Source organism: Dulcicalothrix desertica PCC 7102 (genome assembly GCF_003991905.1).
In the GTDB taxonomy this organism is placed as follows: Bacteria; Cyanobacteriota; Cyanobacteriia; order Cyanobacteriales; family Nostocaceae; genus Dulcicalothrix; species Dulcicalothrix desertica.
This window is the reverse complement of the sequence record NZ_RSCL01000005.1, coordinates 179,079-198,007: the sequence shown is the minus strand read 5'-3', so window position 1 is coordinate 198,007 and position 18,929 is coordinate 179,079. Positions and strand designations below refer to the sequence as shown.

General features: G+C 38.6%; 20 protein-coding genes. 5 read left to right on the top strand and 15 right to left on the bottom strand.

Annotated features, from left to right (window positions below):
* Window positions 1–178: 178 nt before the first annotated feature.
* From DSM106972_RS12240 to DSM106972_RS54860, 3 genes are all read right to left on the bottom strand, one after another.
* Window positions 179–973, bottom strand: coding sequence for an ABC transporter permease (locus DSM106972_RS12240; RefSeq protein ID WP_127080970.1), 795 nt, complete (start codon window positions 971–973; stop codon window positions 179–181).
* Window positions 963–1,949 carry an ABC transporter ATP-binding protein gene (locus DSM106972_RS12235; protein WP_127080969.1) on the bottom strand — a complete coding sequence of 329 codons (987 nt, stop codon included), beginning with the start codon at window positions 1,947–1,949 and terminating at the stop codon, window positions 963–965. Before DSM106972_RS12235 ends, DSM106972_RS12240 begins: the two co-directional genes overlap by 11 nt.
* Window positions 1,950–2,179: 230 nt before the next feature.
* Entirely contained in the window at window positions 2,180–2,305 is a 126-nt protein-coding gene (locus DSM106972_RS54860) for a hypothetical protein (protein ID WP_267901098.1), read from the bottom strand.
* A 142-nt stretch (window positions 2,306–2,447) separates the two neighbouring features.
* Here DSM106972_RS54860 and DSM106972_RS12225 point away from each other — a divergent pair, with 142 nt between their 5' ends.
* Window positions 2,448–2,741 (top strand): hypothetical protein, encoded by a 294-nt coding sequence (locus DSM106972_RS12225; protein WP_127080968.1) that lies wholly within the window; start codon window positions 2,448–2,450, stop codon window positions 2,739–2,741.
* Window positions 2,742–2,772: 31 nt separating this feature from the next.
* On the opposite strand, the gene DSM106972_RS12220 is transcribed toward DSM106972_RS12225, so the two are convergent.
* The 4 genes from DSM106972_RS12220 to DSM106972_RS12205 all read right to left on the bottom strand — a co-directional run bounded on the left by DSM106972_RS12220 (window position 2,773) and on the right by DSM106972_RS12205 (window position 6,268).
* Window positions 2,773–3,879, bottom strand: a complete 1,107-nt coding sequence (locus tag DSM106972_RS12220) for a bestrophin family protein (protein WP_127080967.1) — start codon at window positions 3,877–3,879, stop codon at window positions 2,773–2,775.
* Window positions 3,880–3,997: 118 nt separating this feature from the next.
* Window positions 3,998–5,224 (bottom strand): proton extrusion protein PcxA, encoded by a 1,227-nt coding sequence (locus tag DSM106972_RS12215; protein WP_127080966.1) that lies wholly within the window; start codon window positions 5,222–5,224, stop codon window positions 3,998–4,000.
* A 74-nt stretch (window positions 5,225–5,298) separates the two neighbouring features.
* The gene (locus tag DSM106972_RS12210; RefSeq protein ID WP_127080965.1) at window positions 5,299–5,481 is read right to left on the bottom strand and encodes a hypothetical protein; all 183 of its coding nucleotides are present in this window, start codon (window positions 5,479–5,481) and stop codon (window positions 5,299–5,301) included.
* 121 nt (window positions 5,482–5,602) lie between these two features.
* Complete coding sequence (locus DSM106972_RS12205) at window positions 5,603–6,268, bottom strand: LbetaH domain-containing protein (RefSeq protein WP_127080964.1); 666 nt, start codon at window positions 6,266–6,268, stop codon at window positions 5,603–5,605.
* Window positions 6,269–6,908: 640 nt separating this feature from the next.
* Here DSM106972_RS12205 and DSM106972_RS12200 point away from each other — a divergent pair.
* Window positions 6,909–7,601, top strand: coding sequence for a response regulator transcription factor (locus tag DSM106972_RS12200; RefSeq protein ID WP_127080963.1), 693 nt, complete (start codon window positions 6,909–6,911; stop codon window positions 7,599–7,601).
* Between the two features lie 324 nt (window positions 7,602–7,925).
* The gene (locus tag DSM106972_RS12195; protein ID WP_127080962.1) at window positions 7,926–9,158 is read left to right on the top strand and encodes a sensor histidine kinase; all 1,233 of its coding nucleotides are present in this window, start codon (window positions 7,926–7,928) and stop codon (window positions 9,156–9,158) included.
* Here DSM106972_RS12195 and DSM106972_RS12190 read toward each other — a convergent pair.
* Entirely contained in the window at window positions 9,155–9,448 is a 294-nt protein-coding gene (locus DSM106972_RS12190; RefSeq protein WP_233786973.1) for a Mo-dependent nitrogenase C-terminal domain-containing protein, read from the bottom strand. The two genes, DSM106972_RS12195 and DSM106972_RS12190, sit on opposite strands and share 4 nt — an antisense overlap.
* Window positions 9,449–9,709: 261 nt before the next feature.
* Entirely contained in the window at window positions 9,710–10,360 is a 651-nt protein-coding gene (locus tag DSM106972_RS12185) for an acetoacetate decarboxylase family protein (RefSeq protein WP_127080961.1), read from the bottom strand.
* A gap of 386 nt (window positions 10,361–10,746) precedes the next feature.
* On the opposite strand from DSM106972_RS12185, the gene DSM106972_RS12180 reads away from it, so the two are divergent.
* Entirely contained in the window at window positions 10,747–11,865 is a 1,119-nt protein-coding gene (locus tag DSM106972_RS12180; protein WP_127080960.1) for a mechanosensitive ion channel family protein, read from the top strand.
* Between the two features lie 265 nt (window positions 11,866–12,130).
* On the opposite strand, the gene dnaK is transcribed toward DSM106972_RS12180, so the two are convergent.
* Window positions 12,131–14,050: a molecular chaperone DnaK gene (gene dnaK / locus DSM106972_RS12175; RefSeq protein ID WP_127080959.1), complete on the bottom strand. Its 1,920-nt coding sequence runs from the start codon at window positions 14,048–14,050 to the stop codon at window positions 12,131–12,133.
* A 144-nt stretch (window positions 14,051–14,194) separates the two neighbouring features.
* On the bottom strand, window positions 14,195–14,437 hold the full coding sequence (locus DSM106972_RS12170; protein WP_127080958.1) for a hypothetical protein: 243 nt from the start codon (window positions 14,435–14,437) through the stop codon (window positions 14,195–14,197).
* Window positions 14,438–14,653: 216 nt separating this feature from the next.
* Here DSM106972_RS12170 and DSM106972_RS12165 point away from each other — a divergent pair, with 216 nt between their 5' ends.
* Window positions 14,654–15,166 (top strand): pyridoxamine 5'-phosphate oxidase family protein, encoded by a 513-nt coding sequence (locus DSM106972_RS12165; protein ID WP_127080957.1) that lies wholly within the window; start codon window positions 14,654–14,656, stop codon window positions 15,164–15,166.
* A gap of 126 nt (window positions 15,167–15,292) precedes the next feature.
* Here the strand turns inward: DSM106972_RS12165 and DSM106972_RS53360 are convergent, their stop codons facing one another.
* The 4 genes from DSM106972_RS53360 to DSM106972_RS12155 all read right to left on the bottom strand — a co-directional run bounded on the left by DSM106972_RS53360 (window position 15,293) and on the right by DSM106972_RS12155 (window position 18,840).
* Window positions 15,293–15,493 (bottom strand): hypothetical protein, encoded by a 201-nt coding sequence (locus DSM106972_RS53360; RefSeq protein ID WP_145837522.1) that lies wholly within the window; start codon window positions 15,491–15,493, stop codon window positions 15,293–15,295.
* Window positions 15,490–15,756: a hypothetical protein gene (locus DSM106972_RS12160; protein WP_127080956.1), complete on the bottom strand. Its 267-nt coding sequence runs from the start codon at window positions 15,754–15,756 to the stop codon at window positions 15,490–15,492. The genes DSM106972_RS53360 and DSM106972_RS12160 overlap by 4 nt, the downstream gene beginning before the upstream one ends.
* A gap of 307 nt (window positions 15,757–16,063) precedes the next feature.
* Window positions 16,064–16,207: a hypothetical protein gene (locus DSM106972_RS51355; protein WP_158632813.1), complete on the bottom strand. Its 144-nt coding sequence runs from the start codon at window positions 16,205–16,207 to the stop codon at window positions 16,064–16,066.
* Window positions 16,208–16,386: 179 nt separating this feature from the next.
* Window positions 16,387–18,840 (bottom strand): two-partner secretion domain-containing protein, encoded by a 2,454-nt coding sequence (locus tag DSM106972_RS12155; protein ID WP_127080955.1) that lies wholly within the window; start codon window positions 18,838–18,840, stop codon window positions 16,387–16,389.
* Window positions 18,841–18,929: the final 89 nt, after the last annotated feature.

The window sequence follows — 18,929 nt, the reverse complement described above, 5'->3', positions numbered from 1 at the left end:
GTTCTGGTAAGTCTTCTACCCATTCACGAAAAAATTGGTCATCTGAAGCTTGACGAAGGTGGAGAGCGTTTTTCCAAGTCGCTTAAGCTTTTTATTTGGTCGGTTATCCCTTGTGTAGATACCATCTGCTATCAAATATAGTGTAAATACTAGTATAGCTGCACCAGCTACATTCTGATTACAACTCATACCGTTCCATTTGCCAAAATGCAATTAGTAGAAACAATATAGTTAACAAAAGCGTTGTACCCATAGCTATCCAAGCTTCGGGATGAAAACGACCGGATACTATTTCCACTGCGTAACGTTGTAATGCTGAAAATGTATAAGGCTCTATCTTTTGCAATTGTTGATTAGAATTTAAACTTGCTCCCCCGACATAAACGAAGAAGGCAATTGCTGTTACAGTTCCAATATGATTAAAACAGGCGCCAAGCATTAGGGTCAGTGCTAAAAGAAATAGAAGTAATAAATATATCATTAGCAGGCTGATGAGAAAACCTGGTAAAAACGTCAGTAGAGGAAGTCCATATATTATTGCAGTAATATAAGTAATGAGGGCAGGCACACCAAGAACAATAGAACCAAGAAATACTGCATAACCTGCAAATTTTCCCATAATCAAAGCTGGACGTGATAAAGGTTTAGAGCATATCCACAGTAAAGTCTGGGTCATTTTCTCTTCAATAATGGCGCCTTGAGTCAGTATTATTGTTCCAATAGACATTGGCACTGTACCCAGCCACAAAAATAATGTTAAAAGTGAAGTTCCTCGTACTATGGGTAATTCTGTACTGCCACCGAAAGTAAGTCCGATAGCAGGAGATGCAGAAATTGCACACCACAAAACTAATTGAGATAAAAAGCGCTTATTACCAAAGTGACGCACGAGTTCTTTATTATATACAGCACGAAAACCGCGTAACCAACTGTTTGTAATGGGTTGTAATTCAGATTTACTTCTAACTACCATTTTTTGTTGCTTCCTCGACTAAATCTACAAACACATCTTCAAGTTCGTAAGATACTCTCCCATATTCCGTTACCACAACTTCATTATCTGCCATCATTACAATCCGCAAAAGCTCATTTTCTGCAACGTTTGGGTTAGTTACGTTAATTTGAAGCTTGGTTGTGGGATTATTATCGACATCTGGTAATCCCTCTTCAAGGACAATCGTTTTTATCCAAGGTATACTTTTCAAAAGTTCGCGCGTTGTTAACCCATCACCACGCACCGTTAAGTAAAATTGACTGCGGTCTCCTGCGAGTAGTTCTTGGATGGAACCTTGAGCAATTAATCTGCCACGTTTCATAATTACCACAGTATCGCTGACCCGCTGCACATCATCCAAAATATGCGTCGAATAAAAAACTGTACTGCGTCCGCGAAAACTCTCAAGTATTTGTAACATATCCCGGCGCCCTAATGGGTCAAGGGCAGATGCAGGCTCATCGAGTATAATTAACTCTGGGTTATTAATTGCAGCTTGAGCAATACCAAGACGTTGACGTTCACCACCTGAGAAACCTCGAACCGGACGGTCGGCTTTTCCATCCAACCCGACAAGCTGAATCATTTCATCAATTCGATTTTCGATTGCTATTGGAGAACCTTTGAAAAAGAACGAAGCAACAAAACGCAAAGTTTCACGTGCGCTCAAATATCCATAAAAGCGTGGGTCTTGCGCGAGAAACCCAACTCGCTCCCTAATTGCTACACTATCATTTACAATATTTTTACCAAGAATGGCGCCGTTCCCACTAGAAGGCTTTATTAATCCAAGTAACAATTTAATAGTAGTACTTTTGCCCGCCCCATTCGGACCAAGGAAGCCACAAATTGAACCACGTGGTACAGCTAGATTTAGTTTATCAACAACAGGCTTTCTACCATAGGTTTTTGTTAGGTCTTTCGTAGAAATAATTAAGTCAGATTGTATGGCCACGTTCTTCGCAATAATTTACACTCTACCGGACGGGTGTTTTCAGCTTGAAGTTTCTGGCATCAGTTGAGCGATGAAATACACTAAATATAATATTTCCCGCTTTGATGAAGTACACAAAGGCGGGCAAGGATGACCGCTCCACAAGAACTTTACTAATTTGATTTGTACCTAACTTGACTAAGAAATGCTATGTTACAAACAAAAGTCTCATTGTCAATAGCAATTTATATTTAATTTGCAGGTGGATGCCAATTACTCTTAATCCACAATGCTCTTGCCTCTGTAATAGTTTCATTATTAAGTCGCAAAGCAATTACAGGTTCGGGAAGTTCAACCGTGACCTTTTGTGTTGCCATTGATTGCTGTATGTGGCATGAGTGTTGATATCTATAATATTAGTGTATCGTCCGTTTGTTCTACGGCGCCATCTATAATTAAGTTCTAATATAAACTTGTCAAAGTCACAAAATATAAGCTGAGTGGGGGTTATAATCGAATATGGCAAAAACACTTACTTTCATACTAATAGTTGTACTTAGCTTTACAATCGCGCTTCCTGCTAAGGCTTTCACATGTCGTAGCGACAACGGGCATAAGATTTGTATCCTCAGTATTAAGCGAAGTGCTAAAAAATACTGGCAATATCAGGCATCAGTAAGCATTGATGGCGCCAAAACACCAGTTGAAACATACGACTGTCGTCAACATCGGATTCAAAATGATGGCAAGATTATACCGTTTGGAGAAGATAATGCAGGCGCCCTGATTTGCAGCTTTTTCAAAAACGCTTAAAACCCTGACATCATGACGACTTTTCTCTCTACTAAGCTGCTTGATCTAAATTGTTACAGCCACTATTCTGACAAGGCGCCAAGTTGATTAAATCTTCTACATTCCTTTTCATCGTATTACAAATCACATCTAGAGGCAAATCATTCGGGTCATGTCCAAAGGGTTCTTCAATCTCGGAGCCAATTTCGTCAATGCCAAGCACTATAAAGCTAATAAAACCTAATATTGGACTTGTCCACCAAGTTAAACCGTTGACTAATTCCCAAGGTAGTAACAGTAAATAAATTACCAGTAATGTTTTCAATGTGATAGTGTAAATTAGTGGTACTGGTGTTTTCAAGATGCGCTCGCAACCTCCTAAAATATCTACTAACTTATCAATCAATTCATGCAGAGTATTCAATTGAAATATATTTACCTGTTGACGCTGATAGCGACTTTGCAAATAATCTCCTATCCACAATGATATTTCTAATGGTGGATGGTTTACATCCTTGAGTTGATGGTACTGAAACGATGACATTAAAGGCGCCAATTCTAAATTTACAGGGTCACGACGTAAATGTAACTTCATTGCGACTGTAAAAGCTAACACTAGGCGCATTGCTGCTTCTTTTTCACTTCTATGTCCCGGTTCGGGTTCTTCGATATATATCCACATACCCCTGGCTAAATTGCGAACCGCGTTCACTAGGGCGCCCCAGAGCTTTCGTCCTTCCCAAAACCGCTCATGCGCTGTGTTTGTACGAAAAACCAATAGCAAACTCAAAACAATGTTCAGACTCAAGACAACATGGGGGAGAACTTTACTGTCGCTAAAAACTGATAAATGTCCAAAATGATTGAGCAATGAAACAGTAAACCCATATCCACTCGATAATAAAGCCCAAGGCAAAATAGCGGAAATAAGTGTTTTTGCCAAACGAAAAATCACTTGTGTTCCATGAAGCTGTTCGCCAGTATAAAGTCGGAACTTCTCTTTGAATGAGCGCAAAGAAGTGTTTGCGCTTTTACTACCTTTAGACTGTCTTCGATCCGTATTCGACTGTTTATTGAATGAGCCACACAGAATATTATTTTTATTGGCTTTTTTGTAACCTTGTTTGCGACGAGCATTTTTATTGATTGGTAACACCATATTTAACTCTCCATTATCATGTAGTAAAATTTTCTTACTCTTCCCTCTGCGTTCTCTGCGTCTCTGTGGTAAATTAGTAAAGATTATCACCACAGAGGCACAGAGGTAACAGAGAGAATTATTCATTCATATTTCTAAGGGTTGCGACTGCTGAGGGAGAAATTTTGCTTAAGTATCTAAATATCCAATACTTACAGATTGTATCTAGGACAACTGGGAATGTAGCGATAAAAAGACCGATGAAGCTTTTATTTGCAGCGATACCTAGATGTGAAGCTATACCTTCTACAATTACTTCCCATCCATGAGGAGAGTGGAAACCTACAAAGATATCTGTACACAAAATGATAATGAATGCTTTGGCACTATCACTCAGTCCGTAAACAATATCATCCATAAAAGACTTCAAAACAATGATTTCTTTGCGGCTTGTAATAATCACTAAGCCGAAAGCTATAAGTGCAGCCATATCCGCAAAAACATTACTAACAGCACTGTTACTTTTATGATGGAACTCTTTTGCTAGTTCACTTGCTTTATGTTTAACTTTATCTTCAACTACTTCTGGAGATAAAGGTGGCGCCTGATGAATTAAGTTTTCAAATTTCAAAACTTCTTCGTAGCTTTGTAATTCGTGTAGTGCTTCTTCCTTCATTTCGTAATTAAGAAACAGTTGCGAATCATCTGTACCCCTAGTTTTCTCTACAATTGGACTAATCAAGAACTGTTTAGAAAAATGCTGAGTTAAGACAGGAACAATGATTAAAGTAATAATAAACCTAACTGCGGTTTTTGTCTTAGCTCTAGAATTGCGGTATTTTCTGACATATTCTGCTTCTGCCTTGGGGTTAAATTCATCGGAAATTTTATGCAATGTACGACCGATTGACCTAGGTAACACAGCAGTTTTATCATTGACTGTTTCTACATTTATTGCATCTGCATTACCGACTACATTTACCGTATTTGCAAGGGGTTCGCTGATTGTATACTTTGCCAAAAATTCTTCTACTAGCTTTAACTTTCCTAAATTTTTGGTACTTAGATTGCCCAGAACGAAACAACTTGCTTTAAATTCAGCTAATCTCATCTTGGTCATCGTTACTTGCTTTTCAACATCTGTACGCAAAACTGATGCAAAGCAAGTAGAATCTTGAACGGGTTCAGTTAAAATTGTCTTACCGCCAAAATGCTCATCTTCAATGGCTTTAATTTTTAAGACTGACTGATAAGCACAATCAAGCGAACGCTCTGGTGTTTTTGATATTCTTTCGCTAGCAGAATGCCAGTAATATTTGAGCTTGTCGAGTAAATATGTTTGTTTACTGGATAAACTAGAAGTCATGACATGAAACTCCAATTTTTCACTTTCTATTGGTCAAAAGTCATTCGTCGTTCGTCATTAGCAAGCAAGAGCAGCTATTCTCTAGAATTAATTTTGCTACGAGTAAAGGGTAAGCAGTTTGCGGCAGCTTGAGTATTAACTATTGCTCCTGCCGGAATTCGTCTATTATCTGAAACGTTTAAGTTCTGGCTGATAATATGGGGTTGACAAGTGTGGCGTTTGCCCCCATTAATTACTCTTAGTTTAGGAATTGTCATGAAGTTTTCCTCCTAATAGTTTTTTACAGTGCCCAGTGCTGAGTGCTAAGTGCTGAGTCAAGATGTATTTACGCGATTGAGAGAAACTAAGCACTCAGCACTCAAAACTCAGCACTCTTATTTATGCAGCGAGGAAGAGTGTAAGATTTTCTTTGTCGTGGTAACCTTCAGCAAGTTCTGTGTTTACGTGTACTACTGCTTTGTTCAGACTTCTGAGGGGGTAACTATTACTGATCAAAGGTAAATTATCGGCAGCTTCTTGAGTCGTGATTAAGGCGCCTGCAGGTACATATCTGCCATCGGATATATTGACACCCATAACTAAAGCTTTTGGCTCGATAACGCAATTTTTTCCAACCGAGGCACGAAAAACTAAAGCTTGCATTCCCACAAAAGTGTCAGAACCGATATAAGCAGGGCCATGCACCTGACACTGATGAGCTAAAGATACGCGCGGGCTGATATATACTCCATAGAATTCACCATCAACTTCCACCACTGCTTCCCGCACTAATACCCCATCAACATGGGTTTCTAAAGCATGAAGCACAACACAATCTTGGATATTTACATCATCATCCACCCAAAGTGGTTGACCTTCATCACCACGAACAGAAGCTGCTGGTGCAACCATCACTCGTTTCCCAAGATGAACATTACCAATTACCGCTGCTAAAGGATGAATATAAGCTGTATTGTGGATTTCGGGATTTTTTTCTACAGAGTTGAAAGATGTACGTACATTGCCGTGAATGTGGATGTTGTTGAACGCAATGACATTGTTCATAATCCTTTCCTGTTTCTATGAATGTGGTTGAGCTTACTTCCAGTGGCATTAACGTCAGAAACGAATCATTAGTAATTTTTATGCCATCTAGAAGCTTTGTTTATGTCTATGTTTTTATTTAAGTACTACGAACGTGACAAAACCGGGACAAAAAAAGGACAATTCGAGGAAATTTGAATTTAATCTAAAATTTACTCATAAATTTATCGCGCATAGCTTGCATTGCCGTATTTTTCGATGTGTGGACAGTTTCCAAAGTGTCCTCTACTTGTGTATTGTAGATATCATTGCTTGTAGTGTACTTAGTAGTTCAATACTTTGGAACTACACAATCTAACCTTTTGGGAAGAATTACTTAGTGATGATTTCTAAAGGGTTTTGAGAAGAGTGCCCAACTTTAGGTAACAGAGGTAACAGTTGATATGACATGAAATTCATACAATAATACCGATTATTGTGAGGCTCGATGCTTCCCTTGAAACTTCGGTCTGACCATTTTAAGTCGGTATATCTTGTTCAGCTTATCTAGAGTCCAAACGCTATAGCTAATTGATTGTTAACCAAAGTATCGAAGTCTCTGTCCCGGCTCTTGAGTAGCTAACAATTCTAAGTACTGTAGATACCAGGTAAAATATAAAACATGAAAATTCTGTTAGCAGAAGATGACTGTCGAATTGCACAATCGCTTACAGAAGCACTTGCTGACCAACATTATCTAGTTGATGCCGTTGCCAATGGGCAAGAGGGTTTGGATTTTGTAACGGCGTTTACTTATGATTTACTTATTTTAGATGTAACACTACCAAAGCTGGATGGTATCAGTTTGTGTCGTCGCTTACGTTCTCAAGGTAATCAAGTACCCGTAATGATGTTGACAGCGCGTGATACTCCAGTAGATAAAGTCGAAGGTTTAGATGCAGGAGCAGACGATTATGTAGTTAAACCTTACAACTTGCAAGAACTATCTGCACGCATCCGCGCACTACTGCGTCGAGGTAGTAGTACCTTGTCTACGCTCTTGGAATGGGGAAAGTTGCAAGTCAATCCAAATTTACATCAAGCTACTTACGATCAGCAACTTTTACAACTTACTCCTAAAGAGTATTGTCTTTTGGAACTTTTAGCCCGCTCCGGTGGTAAGGTGTTAAGTCGCAGCACAATAATCGAAAGTCTATGGTCTTTTGATGAACCACCTACAGAAGATGCCGTCAAAGCCTTGATTAAGCGTTTAAGACAAAAACTCAAATTAGCAGGCGCCTGTGATGATTTTGTCACGACTGCTTATGGTTTTGGCTACCACCTCAAAGATTTTGGGAACACCGCATTATTGTAAAATAGTTACTCTTAGGTAAACTACTTCCAGTCGAGATTTGATCATGAGAAGCTTCTCATCGGACTTTCATAGTTTCTTCATTGAGACATGTGAAGCTGTATACACATAATCAGAAACCCGTGCGTGTTTCTCTCCACTCACTTTAGTTTGTGCTTTCTTAAGGAAGTGATTCCCAATGCCGAAAACACAAATTAAAGCGCCTGGAGCTACTAATGAGTTATGGTGTGATTGCTGCCTATGACTTGGACTACGGTCTCAAGGTATATCCAAAGTAAAATATCAAAATCTTTATCCTGGCGTATTTGGCTGGCATACCTGACAGCTATGTCAGCAATTTTTAGTATATCCGCAACGTCTATTTATTATTTTTTTCGGGCGGACTTGCTTAAAGACCAGGATGAACGCTTGCAAACTTTGGCTCAAGCGGCTGTTCCCAGCTTACAAACAATCAAAACCAAAGGAACTAAAGACCTTAATAAAGACCTGCCTTGGCGGAATCTATTTGACAGTCAGCAAAGCTTAGAATGGTTTGATGCCGATGGCAAGCTGATAGCTAGAGAGGGAACTAATTTCCCTAACTTTCCCCTAGCCAAAAGCGCTTCTACTAATCGCTTAAATGAAGGTTCTCCTTTAGTTGAACAGCATGGTAACATCCGCTCTGTATCAATAGCCGTCTACACAGATAGCTTAAATAAAAAGATATTACAACTTGAAGGCTATATTCGCGTCAATGAATCGACTAAAGAATTTGATCAAAGAATGGGTCAATTACAACTTGGTTTGGAAGTAGGAGGTGTAATTGTTTTAACTCTTAGCAGTGTTAGTGGTATGTTCTTAACATTGTTAGTCATTCAACCCATCAAGCAAAGTTTTCAAAATCTCAAACAGTTTACTGCTGACGCATCGCACGAGTTACGCAATCCATTGACGGTAATTATGACTACCGTTGAACTCATGGAAAGCCACTCAGAACAATTTTCTGCCGATGATGTGCGAAAATTCAAAACTATTAGCACCGCTACACAGCAAATCCGCCATTTAGTTGAAGATTTACGCTTCCTCTCTCACACCGATGCTCTTACTGATACTAATGTCCTAGATTATCCGAAAGTTCCCCTGGATGAAATATTACAGGATTTAGCAGATACCTTTGAAACAGATGCTCAAAATAAAAAATTAAGTTTTGAGTCATATTTATCAACAGATATCCACATTAAAGGTGACACTCGTCAGTTAAAACGCTTGTTTGCAAATCTATTAGAGAATGCTATCAAATACAGCAGAACTGGAGGTGTAGTAAAACTTTTCTTAGAAAAGCACAAACTATTCGCTGTTGTGCGTGTAGAAGATACTGGAATCGGTATTCCTCAAGAATATATACCCCTAGTCTTTCAACGGTTTTGGCGCGCGGAAACTGCGCGTCTTCAAGCCAAAGAAGGTTTAGGATTGGGGTTAGCCATTGCTCAAGCAATAGTCCAACGGCATTTGGGAAAGATTACCGTCAGTAGCAAGGTAGGAGTTGGTAGTTGCTTTCAAGTTCACTTGCCATTGGCTTAAAGATAAAGTGTGGCATCACAACCGCATTCATCTACTAAGTAACATAAAGCACGCAGCCGTAGACTTACAATTTCTTCATACAATGGATTAAGCTTGCACAAGGGTGGGATGTGAACAACATTACCACCCCAAAATTTAATTGCTTGCTCAAAAGGACAACTAGCTGGTATTAATTTACATAACCAATCAGCTAATTTGTAATCATGCACTTCTAAATTATTTAGCCATCCGCGCGCAAAAGTAAGTATACCGAATCTAAAGCTGTATAAATGTTGAATTAAGCTTGCCACAAAATACCTCCTTGATAAATCATGGTGGAAAAAACTCTTATTTGTATTCAATAGCTTTAGTCATTGATACGTAATTACAAGTTTTTTAACCTTTGTTTACAAGACTAACTTCAAGGAGGTGATAAAGTTAGAACAAAAAAGTGGCATTTATGGGACAAATTCTTGTAACGGATACAACGGATGAGTTACTCATATAAAACAAAGTTTAGTTATTTAAAATCGCCTATCCGTTACATCCGCTTATCATCCGTTGCCAGGATTTTAGTTATAACTGTAATCAACTGCACGGGCGCCTATAATTTGTGGGGCATCAACTCGCAAGTTCAAATTATCGCACCAAGCACTTAAAAGCGGCGCCCCCAAATTTAACGAAGCAAACGGACTTTCTAGAGGAACTTCTAACTTAGAACTAATCAAACCTAAATTAAACTCAAATCCAAACGGAAAAGATAGTATATTTGCATTCTTGGTACTAAAACTCGACCATCCCAAAGGTAGGCGCCAATTCATCCAACTTTGCTTATTAAAATCTAGAGTACAAAGCGTTCTACCTGCTTGCTGTACAAAAACACGTTTGTCAAGCCAAGTGAAATCAGCAAGTTCCTTGGGTAGTCCCCAAATTTCTCGACCACCTGCAACTGAGTCAAGATTATCTACATATATATGTGATACCCAACCACTAACCTTGCCTTGATATGTAACTAAAGCAGGTACAACAATCAACTCGCTATATTCGAGTACCGAACCTGGTTGATAATTAGACACATACACTGCACCAACTGTTTTACCAGGAAAAACAGAAAAAATCTCAAACTCAGAGGGAATTAATGGACGAACGCGGTCTATATCTGTTAGATGCACAGTTGCCACCGCATAACCCTGTAAATTCCAAGGCGCCATCGGATATGTCATTTTTGCCTCCTGCATTAACTTATGAATCTATGGTATTACCGAAATATCTAGGTTATGCTCCCACCAATATATTAAATAGCTTAGGGTCATCATCCAAAATTACCTGCTTCAAATTTTGGTCTTATTTAACCTTAGCAAGAGTATAGATTACTGTTATCGTTCGCGCTACTATCAAAGGTTTTAGCTTAAAAGACATAAGCTTTCTTCTTAGGCACCGTTTACTCATTATCCAGTCATAAAAGCGTACAACCTCTGGAGCATAATATTGTTCTTTGTTGTCAAATGTTAAATAATATATATTTAAAACCCAGCAAAACCTGTATCATTTTTCAAAGCAATGTCAATGATTTAGTTTGCAGTTTTTTTTTACAAGATGTAAATTAACTATGGAAAACCAACAGCAATTTTTAGACGCAATCAAACACACTATTATTGATTATAATATCAATCTTACGAGTATACCAATTTTAAAAATTTTGCTTTTTGTCCTAATTATTGTAATCACACAAGCTTCAAAACATTTTTTTCTATCTGTAATTATTCGTAGGCTTGAATTATTAGCAAGTGAAGATAAAACGTCTTTAGATGATGAATTAATTGAAATTCTCAAGCAACCGACTGGCTGGTTAATTTTGTTAGCTGGACTGTGGGTTGGACAGTTAATTCTGGCGCCAGAACTTGGAGTTCAAATAACTCAACTAAGTGGAAAAATTATAAATTTTCTAGCTATTAGTATCGGTGCCTATATTGTATACCATGTTTCACCGTTACTTGGCAAAGCGCTCAGAAAGTTCGCAGCTAGTACCGAAACTGAACTTGATAATTTACTTCTTCCCTATTTACCAAAGTTATTTCAGGTCGCTGCTATTTTAGTTGTAGTTATCAAGGCATCTGAAATATTGCTAGGTGCATCTGCCTCAGCGCTAATTGGTTTATTAGGTGGAGCAGGTGTAGCTTTTGGTTTACTAATTAAAGATGTGATTTATGACTGGTTTTGCACTGTAATTATTTTCCTCGATAAGCTGTATCAACCGGGAGATAGATTAATTATTGCAGGAATTGACGGTTTTGCCAACGTTCTAGAAATCGGTTTGAGAAGTACAAAATTGCGTGTTGCTAAATGGAATTCTATCCAAAAAATTCCTAACTCAAAAATGATTACTGGTATTGTAGAAAATTGGACACAAAATCCCTCAGATAAACCTTCATATGGTCTTAATTTCACCCTAAAAATCGATAAACTTTCTGCAGAACAATCTGCTATTATTTACCAAGCTTTACAAGAAATACCAAAGACCATTGATTTAGTTTCCCCTAACTGTCAAGTTCGACTACAAGGAATTGAAGCAAATGCTCGCGTGTTTAGGCTACGCACGTTTACCGACGATTTTAACAAGTATCACGACGCTGAAGCCGCGATTAATTTAGCTATAATTCAAATGTTGGAAAAGCAATCAATAGAAGAATTACAAGTTTCGCTTTTGGTGGAAATAGACAAATATTAAGCGAATTAAACTGCATCTTTAAAGTGTAGTGTTCCATGTCATTAAATTTGGTGGGTAAAATAATTAGCAACGGATGATGAACGGATGTAACGGATAAGTAGTTTTAAATAACTAAACTCTGTTTGTAACAAATAAATCATCCGTTACATCCGTTACATCCGTTGCAAAACAACCCCCTCTTAACAACAAAAACCCACACTAACAAAAGCTAGTGTGGATATTTTAATGTTCCCAGATTTAACCTGGAAATGTAATTACGAAATAATTACTTAGATTCAGTGAAATCCGCGTCAATTACGTCATCACCGCTACCACCTTCCGATGCTCCGCCAGCAGAACCAGGATCAGCACCAGGGGCACCAGCACCAGGGGCGCCAGCGTCACCACCTTGTTGATAGATGCTGCTACCAACTGCAAATAGTGCTTGTTGCAATTCGGGCATAATGCGTTTGATTTGCTCGTCGTCTTCTTTTGCAACAGCGTCTTTGAGGTCTTTAACCAAACCTTCAACTTTGGTTTTGTCTGCTGCGGGTACTTTGTCACCAAGTTCTTGAATTTGCTTCTCTGCTTGGTATGCCAAAGAGTCAGCTTGGTTTTTACGGTCGATTTTTTCGCGACGTTCTTTGTCGGTTGATGCGTTTTGTTCTGCATCACGTACCATGCGCTCAACGTCTGTCTTGTCGAGGGTGGAGGCGCCAGTAATACTAATAGACTGTTCCTTACCTGTACCCTTGTCTTTTGCAGTTACGTTCAAGATACCATTAGCGTCGATATCGAACACAACTTCAATTTGGGGAACACCACGAGGTGCTGGAGGAATACCATCAAGACGGAAAGTTCCTAAGCTCTTGTTGTCGTTGGACATTTCACGCTCACCTTGGAGGACGTGAATTTCTACGTTTGTTTGTCCGTCAACTGCGGTAGAGAATACTTCTGACTTCTTGGTAGGAATGGTTGTGTTACGAGGAATAATCTTAGTCATTACACCACCCAAGGTTTCCACACCTAGAGAAAGTGGTGTTACGTCTAACAATAAGATACCAGTAACGTCACCAGCTAATACACCAGCTTGAATTGCGGCGCCAACAGCTACCACTTCATCAGGGTTTACTGTTTGGTTAGGGTCTTTACCTAATGCAGTCTTAACTAACTGTTGTACTGCAGGGATACGAGTCGAACCACCAACTAATACAACTTCATCAATATCAGTCTTGCTGAGTTTCGCGTCACGTAACGCATTTTCAACAGGAATGCGGCAACGGTCAATCAAGTCAGAGCAAAGTTCCTCGAAGCGTGCGCGTGTTAACGTTGTGTCGAGGTGCTTAGGACCATCTTGTGTTGCAGTGATAAAAGGCAGGTTGATTTCGGCTTGGGTAACGCTCGAAAGTTCGATTTTTGCTTTCTCTGCTGCTTCTGTTAAACGTTGTAACGCTTGTTTGTCCTTACGAAGGTCGATACCTTCCGCTCTGCGGAATTCTTCAGCAAGGAAGTCAACGATTTTTTTGTCGAAGTCGTCACCACCTAAGTGGGTATCACCAGAGGTTGCAAGTACTTCAAATACTCCATCTCCTACTTCAAGGACAGATACGTCGAAAGTACCACCACCAAGGTCAAATACAAGAATTGTTTCGTTGCTCTTCTTATCAAAACCGTATGCTAACGATGCAGCAGTAGGTTCGTTGATAATCCGTAATACTTCAATACCCGCAATTTTACCTGCGTCTTTGGTTGCTTGACGTTGTGAGTCGTTAAAGTAAGCAGGTACGGTAATTACTGCCTGAGTGACAGTTTCACCAAGATACTTACTAGCGTCTTCAACTAATTTACGAAGAACTTGTGCGGAAATTTCTTCTGGTGCAAACTGCTTGCCTGCTGCAGAGCAGTCTAATTTAATGTTTCCACCGCTCTGTAAAATTTTATATGAGATTTCCGTAGCTTCATTTGTAACTTCCTCGAAGCGGCGTCCGATAAAGCGTTTTACTGAATAAAAAGTATTCTCAGGGTTCATTACCGCTTGACGTTTGGCGATTTGACCAACCAAGCGGTCTCCATTTTTCGCAAACGCAACAACCGAGGGAGTGGTGCGAAAACCTTCAGCGTTAGCAATAACTGTGGGTTTACCACCTTCCATGACTGCCACGCAGGAGTTAGTTGTTCCTAAGTCTATTCCAACTACTTTTGCCATTGTAGGTGCTGGCTCCGTTTAACTACAAATTAATAAATGGACGTAATAAGGGCGAGAAAATTAAACCAACCTAGTTGCGCGATTTGCAACCAGTTCAGCACTTCAAACCTTAGATTTTGGCTTCAAGAGGGTGAAAACCCATAACTATGCTGATATATATACTGAGCCTGTGTAGCCTCTCCATGAAGGGTGGTTTCCCGAACAATTTAACGGACGGTCAGCCAATTGACTCCATGCAGCAGCTTTCAAACTCACAATTTGTTTTATTTCACTTCGTCTAATGTATGAGAAATAATACTGTAAGTAATTCGCGTCAACCGTAAACCCTAAGTGGTGTTTGCCGCCAAAATCCACTATAGTCGCAATATTTGGCATCAAAATCAGCATTACACTCCTGTAACGCAGCATTTTTGAGCGTGAAATTTCGAGTGGCGCCGTTCAAAATACCTAACCTTAGATGCAGGATACCAGTTAGCAGTTAGGGGTAATGTTGACGAATATTCAAGTTGACTTCATAGCCAAAACGCTTATCTATATGGTTGTGCGTTTGTTTTGGCATGTCAATCAAACTCAACATCAGGCTAAGTAACAGAGAGAATAAACATGACTAACTCAAACGGAAACAACGGCGACAGCATCAAAAAAGTTAGAGAATTAATCAAAGATATCGACTATGCCATGCTAACGACTGTTGACAGTGAAGGTAAATTACACAGTCGTCCGATGGCAACCAATAAAGAAGTAGAGTTTAACGGTGATGTATGGTTTTTTACCTACGCAAGCTCGCTTAAGGTCAATGAAATTAATCGGCGCCATGAAGTAAACGTCAGTTACGCTGACCCCAAAAAACAAAGCTATGTTTCTCTAACTGGTACGGCAGAAATTGTTAGAGATAGAGAAAAACTTGAAGAGTTATGGCAACCCCAGCTTAAAGCTTGGTTCCCCAAAGAGCTTGAAGAACCAGATATTGCCCTTATTAAAGTCAATGTTGAAAATGCTGAGTACTGGGATTCTCCTTCAAGTGTTGTTGCTAATGCTGTCAGTTTGGTGAAAGCTGTAGCAACAGGTAAACCTGCCAGTAATGTTGGTGAACATGAGAAGCTGGAATTGAAATAATATCGTGTTTGGTTAATTGCCACCCCTGTAGAGACGTTACATGTAACGTCTCTACGATGATTTTATTATGTCATGCTGAGGTACGAAGCATCTTAGACAACTCGAATTTTACCAAGTTTTTTCGCTTCACCAAATCATGTTGCTGGTAATATTGATAGTTATAGGTGAATTAGCAACAACTTCAGATGATTCAAGTTGGACATCAGTCAACAAAGATTTCACGGTGATAATAAATAGTTTTTTTGTACTTTTTATTATAACTAGAACTGATGCCAAGAAATCGGCGCCACTGTTTAATGGTGCGGTCTGCGCTTTACTGCCACTCACCTTGCATTGTAAACGCCGCCCAATAATATGGCGCCTTTGTAGCTGGTGTTTTCCACATTTCTAATTGTGCCGCGCCTTATATCTTGCAAGACGATTATTAATACTAACAAAGCGCAAAGATTACTCACAAATAAAACATTACAAAATGAAATCGGGTTTTTACCATCCACAAAATTGTTAGCACCAATTTCCGTCAGCTTGCGGGTAACAGAATTTGCAGCACCAAAGATAAGAACAGCACTCCAATACAAAGCTAAAAACAAAATGGATTTATCACTCTTTCAAAATTCATGAAAATGGATACAACCCTTGAGTGCAGTCTAAAATCTGGAACTGCCGCCCAACGCAATTACACTTTTTCTTTGTTGCTCAACTTCACTAAAAGCATTTTGCTGTAAGTTTTCTAGCACCCGCGATAGAAAATTTAAGTATTGTCTAGCTAAAACAATACCTACAGCTAATACACTAGTTATAAAAAAATACTAATAGTAAACGCTTGTAATGATAAGATGTGCTTTTGTAAATAAGGTCAGCTATATTTTTGTATTGACTATTAATATTTTTTTTTCATTATTGTATTAACTCCAAATGGTCGCCACCTTCAACGTTGTTAATTAATACAGCGATAATTAGTTGTTTTGGCTGTACTGGTGTGCCCGCAGTATTACAGTCGCGCCACAGAGCGTCAACTAATGATGATGTAAAAACAAGCATTAACAAGATTACAAATAGACGAACTTTATAAATACATCTTTTTGACGCTGACCTTATATTTCCCTCTTTAATCGCCAAAATTAGTCAATAATTGCTTATAATGCGGATTTATTGACAATCTTTATTTTAATTATCATTATCAAAATATTCAGTATCCGTAAGTATACTCTGCCCTAATCTTAACATGTAAGTTGTTTCAAATCCTTATAGTTATGATGATTGCTGCTAGCCAAAAGTAATCTACCGTCTTTAGTTCTGACTAATTGAATAGCCTCTTCAATCCTATCACCGGCTTTCCAAGAAGATAATTTAGAACTTTCAGGTACTATAGACTGTGCGTTTACACTTGCTGACGTTGGCATCACCTGCAATAGAGAATATTCTATATTTGGAGTATCAGGAGCTTCTGGAACACCTCCATTACCTGTAACCACAAATTGACTAGTTTGAGCATTGCGATTCACTAAACAACTATTTGCCACAATAGTTTCCTGTATCACAAAATTACTAGGTTGTTGTTGTAAATTATTTTCTTGCTTAATATCAGGAGTTATAATTTGAACTACACCATCGATACCAACTTCGGAAGAAGCTGTAATTTCACTATTGGGTGAGCTAAAAATACCTTGAGTATTAATATTAATACGTCCTCCTTGACCGCGAATAGCATTTGCAGTAATATTACTGTTTTCTAGCAAAACAATGCTATCGGTATTTAAATTAATGTTTCCTCCTTGACCTGTACCACCAGCAGCAGCACTAATCAGACTATTTTTTTGTAATTGCATTTCATTAGCTTGCACGTAAATATTACCACCGAAACCATTTTGACTCCGTGATTGAATTTTCCCCCCCTTTTTGAATTGAATTGAATTTGCAATAATTTGAAGCTCCCCACCGTTACCTTGACCAGCGTTTCTCACGCTAACCGCACCTAGATTTGTTATGGTTAATTGTGGTGTTTTAATTAACACCGTGCCAGCATTTGCTGTCGGGTTGCCAGATATTCCTAATATTCTTTGAAATTCAAGAGGCGCTATAGTTACAGAGGAGTTAATAGTACTGTTACCTAGGGCTTGGTTTGAACCAATAACTTTAATTGAGTTAGCAGCATTGATATTAACATTACCAGCGTCTCCACTAGCAAAAGCGGTTGCTGAAACTGAAGCACTTTCTAGAAGTTGCAATGTTTTAGTATTTACAGTTAAATTGCCAGCTTTTGCTGCACCAAAACTTGCAGAAGCGATTGCAGTTGTTGATGCTAGGGGAGTGGCGCCAGAAACTTGAATATCATCAGCATTGACAATGACATTACCACCCATACCCAAACTAGAACGGCTGTAAGTATTACTAGATAAGAAAGAACCACCTAACATTAATATCTTTTGGGCATTAACTTTAATATTTCCAGCGACTCCTGTCCCATATGTTGCCGTAGTTAGCGCAGTTGCAATTGCTGGATTTGTAGCAGAGGCACCGATTAATCTAATATCATTAGCATTTACGTTTATTTCTCCGGTAGTACCCACATTAAAGCTAGAATTTACTATACCAGCACCCTGTTGTTGTAATAGTAATGGTGTTTTGACATCAATATTACTACTTCTACCCCTAGCTAAAGTTTCGCTATGAAATCCTGTGCGAACTCGACCATTTCTATTAGTACCGCTTAACTCAATAGCTTCAGATGCATGAATTTTCATGTCCGACGCATTATTATTGCCCAAATTTTGAGAAAGTACCACAGAAGCATCACTGAGATTGATTCGACGACCTTGAATTTGTAGTTGACCCGCATTTACGCCACTAACATCAACTAAGGATTGGTTTTTAAGAAAAATATCACCAAAATTTGAGGTACTTGCATAATCCAAAGCAAATCCTGAGTCAGTTGGTGTTATTTTAACTTGTCCACTACCGACACCACCAATTTCTATCCTCCCTGTTTCTGCAGTCAAAACACCACCATCAAGGTTAACATTTCCGCCGACTAATGCTAATGTTTTACCTGGAGATACACGTAAACCCTGATTAAGAGTTCGGACAGTTGGTGCATTTCCTGCTGGTAGTCTTGTATCTGTAGTGAGATTATGACCTTTACCATTAACTGTAATAGACGCTTGTTGACTTCCAAATCCTAATCCTATTGGTACACTTTGAGTAATTAGAGGAGTGCTTTGTGTTGAATTGGTGGCAGTAGTGAACATAGAACCGTCAGCAAAGTTAATTGTATCTGCTGTAGTTCCCAAAAACGAACCTTTTATATCTAATTTCGCATTAGTTCCAAATACAATTCCATTCGGATTCATTAAAAATAAATTTGCATTCCCCAATACTCCAAGCGTATCATTAATACTTGATGAATTATTGCCTGTAATTCGGGTAAATATATTGGTAATATTATTAGGGTTGGCAAAGTATACTGCACGTCCAGCATTGACATTAAATTCGCTAAAACTATGAAATAAGTTACCACCACTTATTAAACCACCGTTGATTATGTCACCATTCATCAAGGTATCAGGTATTATTTGCGTTTTAGTCGTTCTATCAGGAAGAATCTGTGCAGAACCAACACCTGGAAGTAGTAGCAATAACCCTAAGAAATAAGTCGATATATATGATGGCTTCATCTATTTTTTATGATTGAATAAAAATAATATCACTAATGTTTGATTCTATTCCATTATCATTATAAATGTGTTTAGTGAAAATACTTATT

Bases quoted from the DNA above. Each gene is read 5' to 3' on its own strand.
- DSM106972_RS12220 (WP_127080967.1), bottom strand. From the start codon at position 3,879: ATGGTGTTACCAATCAATAAAAATGCTCGTCGCAAACAAGGTTACAAA.
- dnaK (WP_127080959.1), bottom strand. From the start codon at position 14,050: ATGGCAAAAGTAGTTGGAATAGACTTAGGAACAACTAACTCCTGCGTG.
- DSM106972_RS12165 (WP_127080957.1), top strand. From the start codon at position 14,654: ATGACTAACTCAAACGGAAACAACGGCGACAGCATCAAAAAAGTTAGA.
- DSM106972_RS12210 (WP_127080965.1), bottom strand. From the start codon at position 5,481: ATGACAATTCCTAAACTAAGAGTAATTAATGGGGGCAAACGCCACACT.
- DSM106972_RS12215 (WP_127080966.1), bottom strand. From the start codon at position 5,224: ATGACTTCTAGTTTATCCAGTAAACAAACATATTTACTCGACAAGCTC.
- DSM106972_RS12200 (WP_127080963.1), top strand. From the start codon at position 6,909: ATGAAAATTCTGTTAGCAGAAGATGACTGTCGAATTGCACAATCGCTT.
- DSM106972_RS51355 (WP_158632813.1), bottom strand. From the start codon at position 16,207: ATGCTTGTTTTTACATCATCATTAGTTGACGCTCTGTGGCGCGACTGT.
- DSM106972_RS12185 (WP_127080961.1), bottom strand. From the start codon at position 10,360: ATGACATATCCGATGGCGCCTTGGAATTTACAGGGTTATGCGGTGGCA.
- DSM106972_RS12195 (WP_127080962.1), top strand. From the start codon at position 7,926: ATGTCAGCAATTTTTAGTATATCCGCAACGTCTATTTATTATTTTTTT.
- DSM106972_RS54860 (WP_267901098.1), bottom strand. From the start codon at position 2,305: ATGGCAACACAAAAGGTCACGGTTGAACTTCCCGAACCTGTAATTGCT.
- DSM106972_RS12240 (WP_127080970.1), bottom strand. From the start codon at position 973: ATGGTAGTTAGAAGTAAATCTGAATTACAACCCATTACAAACAGTTGG.
- DSM106972_RS12155 (WP_127080955.1), bottom strand. From the start codon at position 18,840: ATGAAGCCATCATATATATCGACTTATTTCTTAGGGTTATTGCTACTA.
- DSM106972_RS12170 (WP_127080958.1), bottom strand. From the start codon at position 14,437: ATGCTGATTTTGATGCCAAATATTGCGACTATAGTGGATTTTGGCGGC.
- DSM106972_RS12180 (WP_127080960.1), top strand. From the start codon at position 10,747: ATGGAAAACCAACAGCAATTTTTAGACGCAATCAAACACACTATTATT.
- DSM106972_RS12205 (WP_127080964.1), bottom strand. From the start codon at position 6,268: ATGAACAATGTCATTGCGTTCAACAACATCCACATTCACGGCAATGTA.
- DSM106972_RS12225 (WP_127080968.1), top strand. From the start codon at position 2,448: ATGGCAAAAACACTTACTTTCATACTAATAGTTGTACTTAGCTTTACA.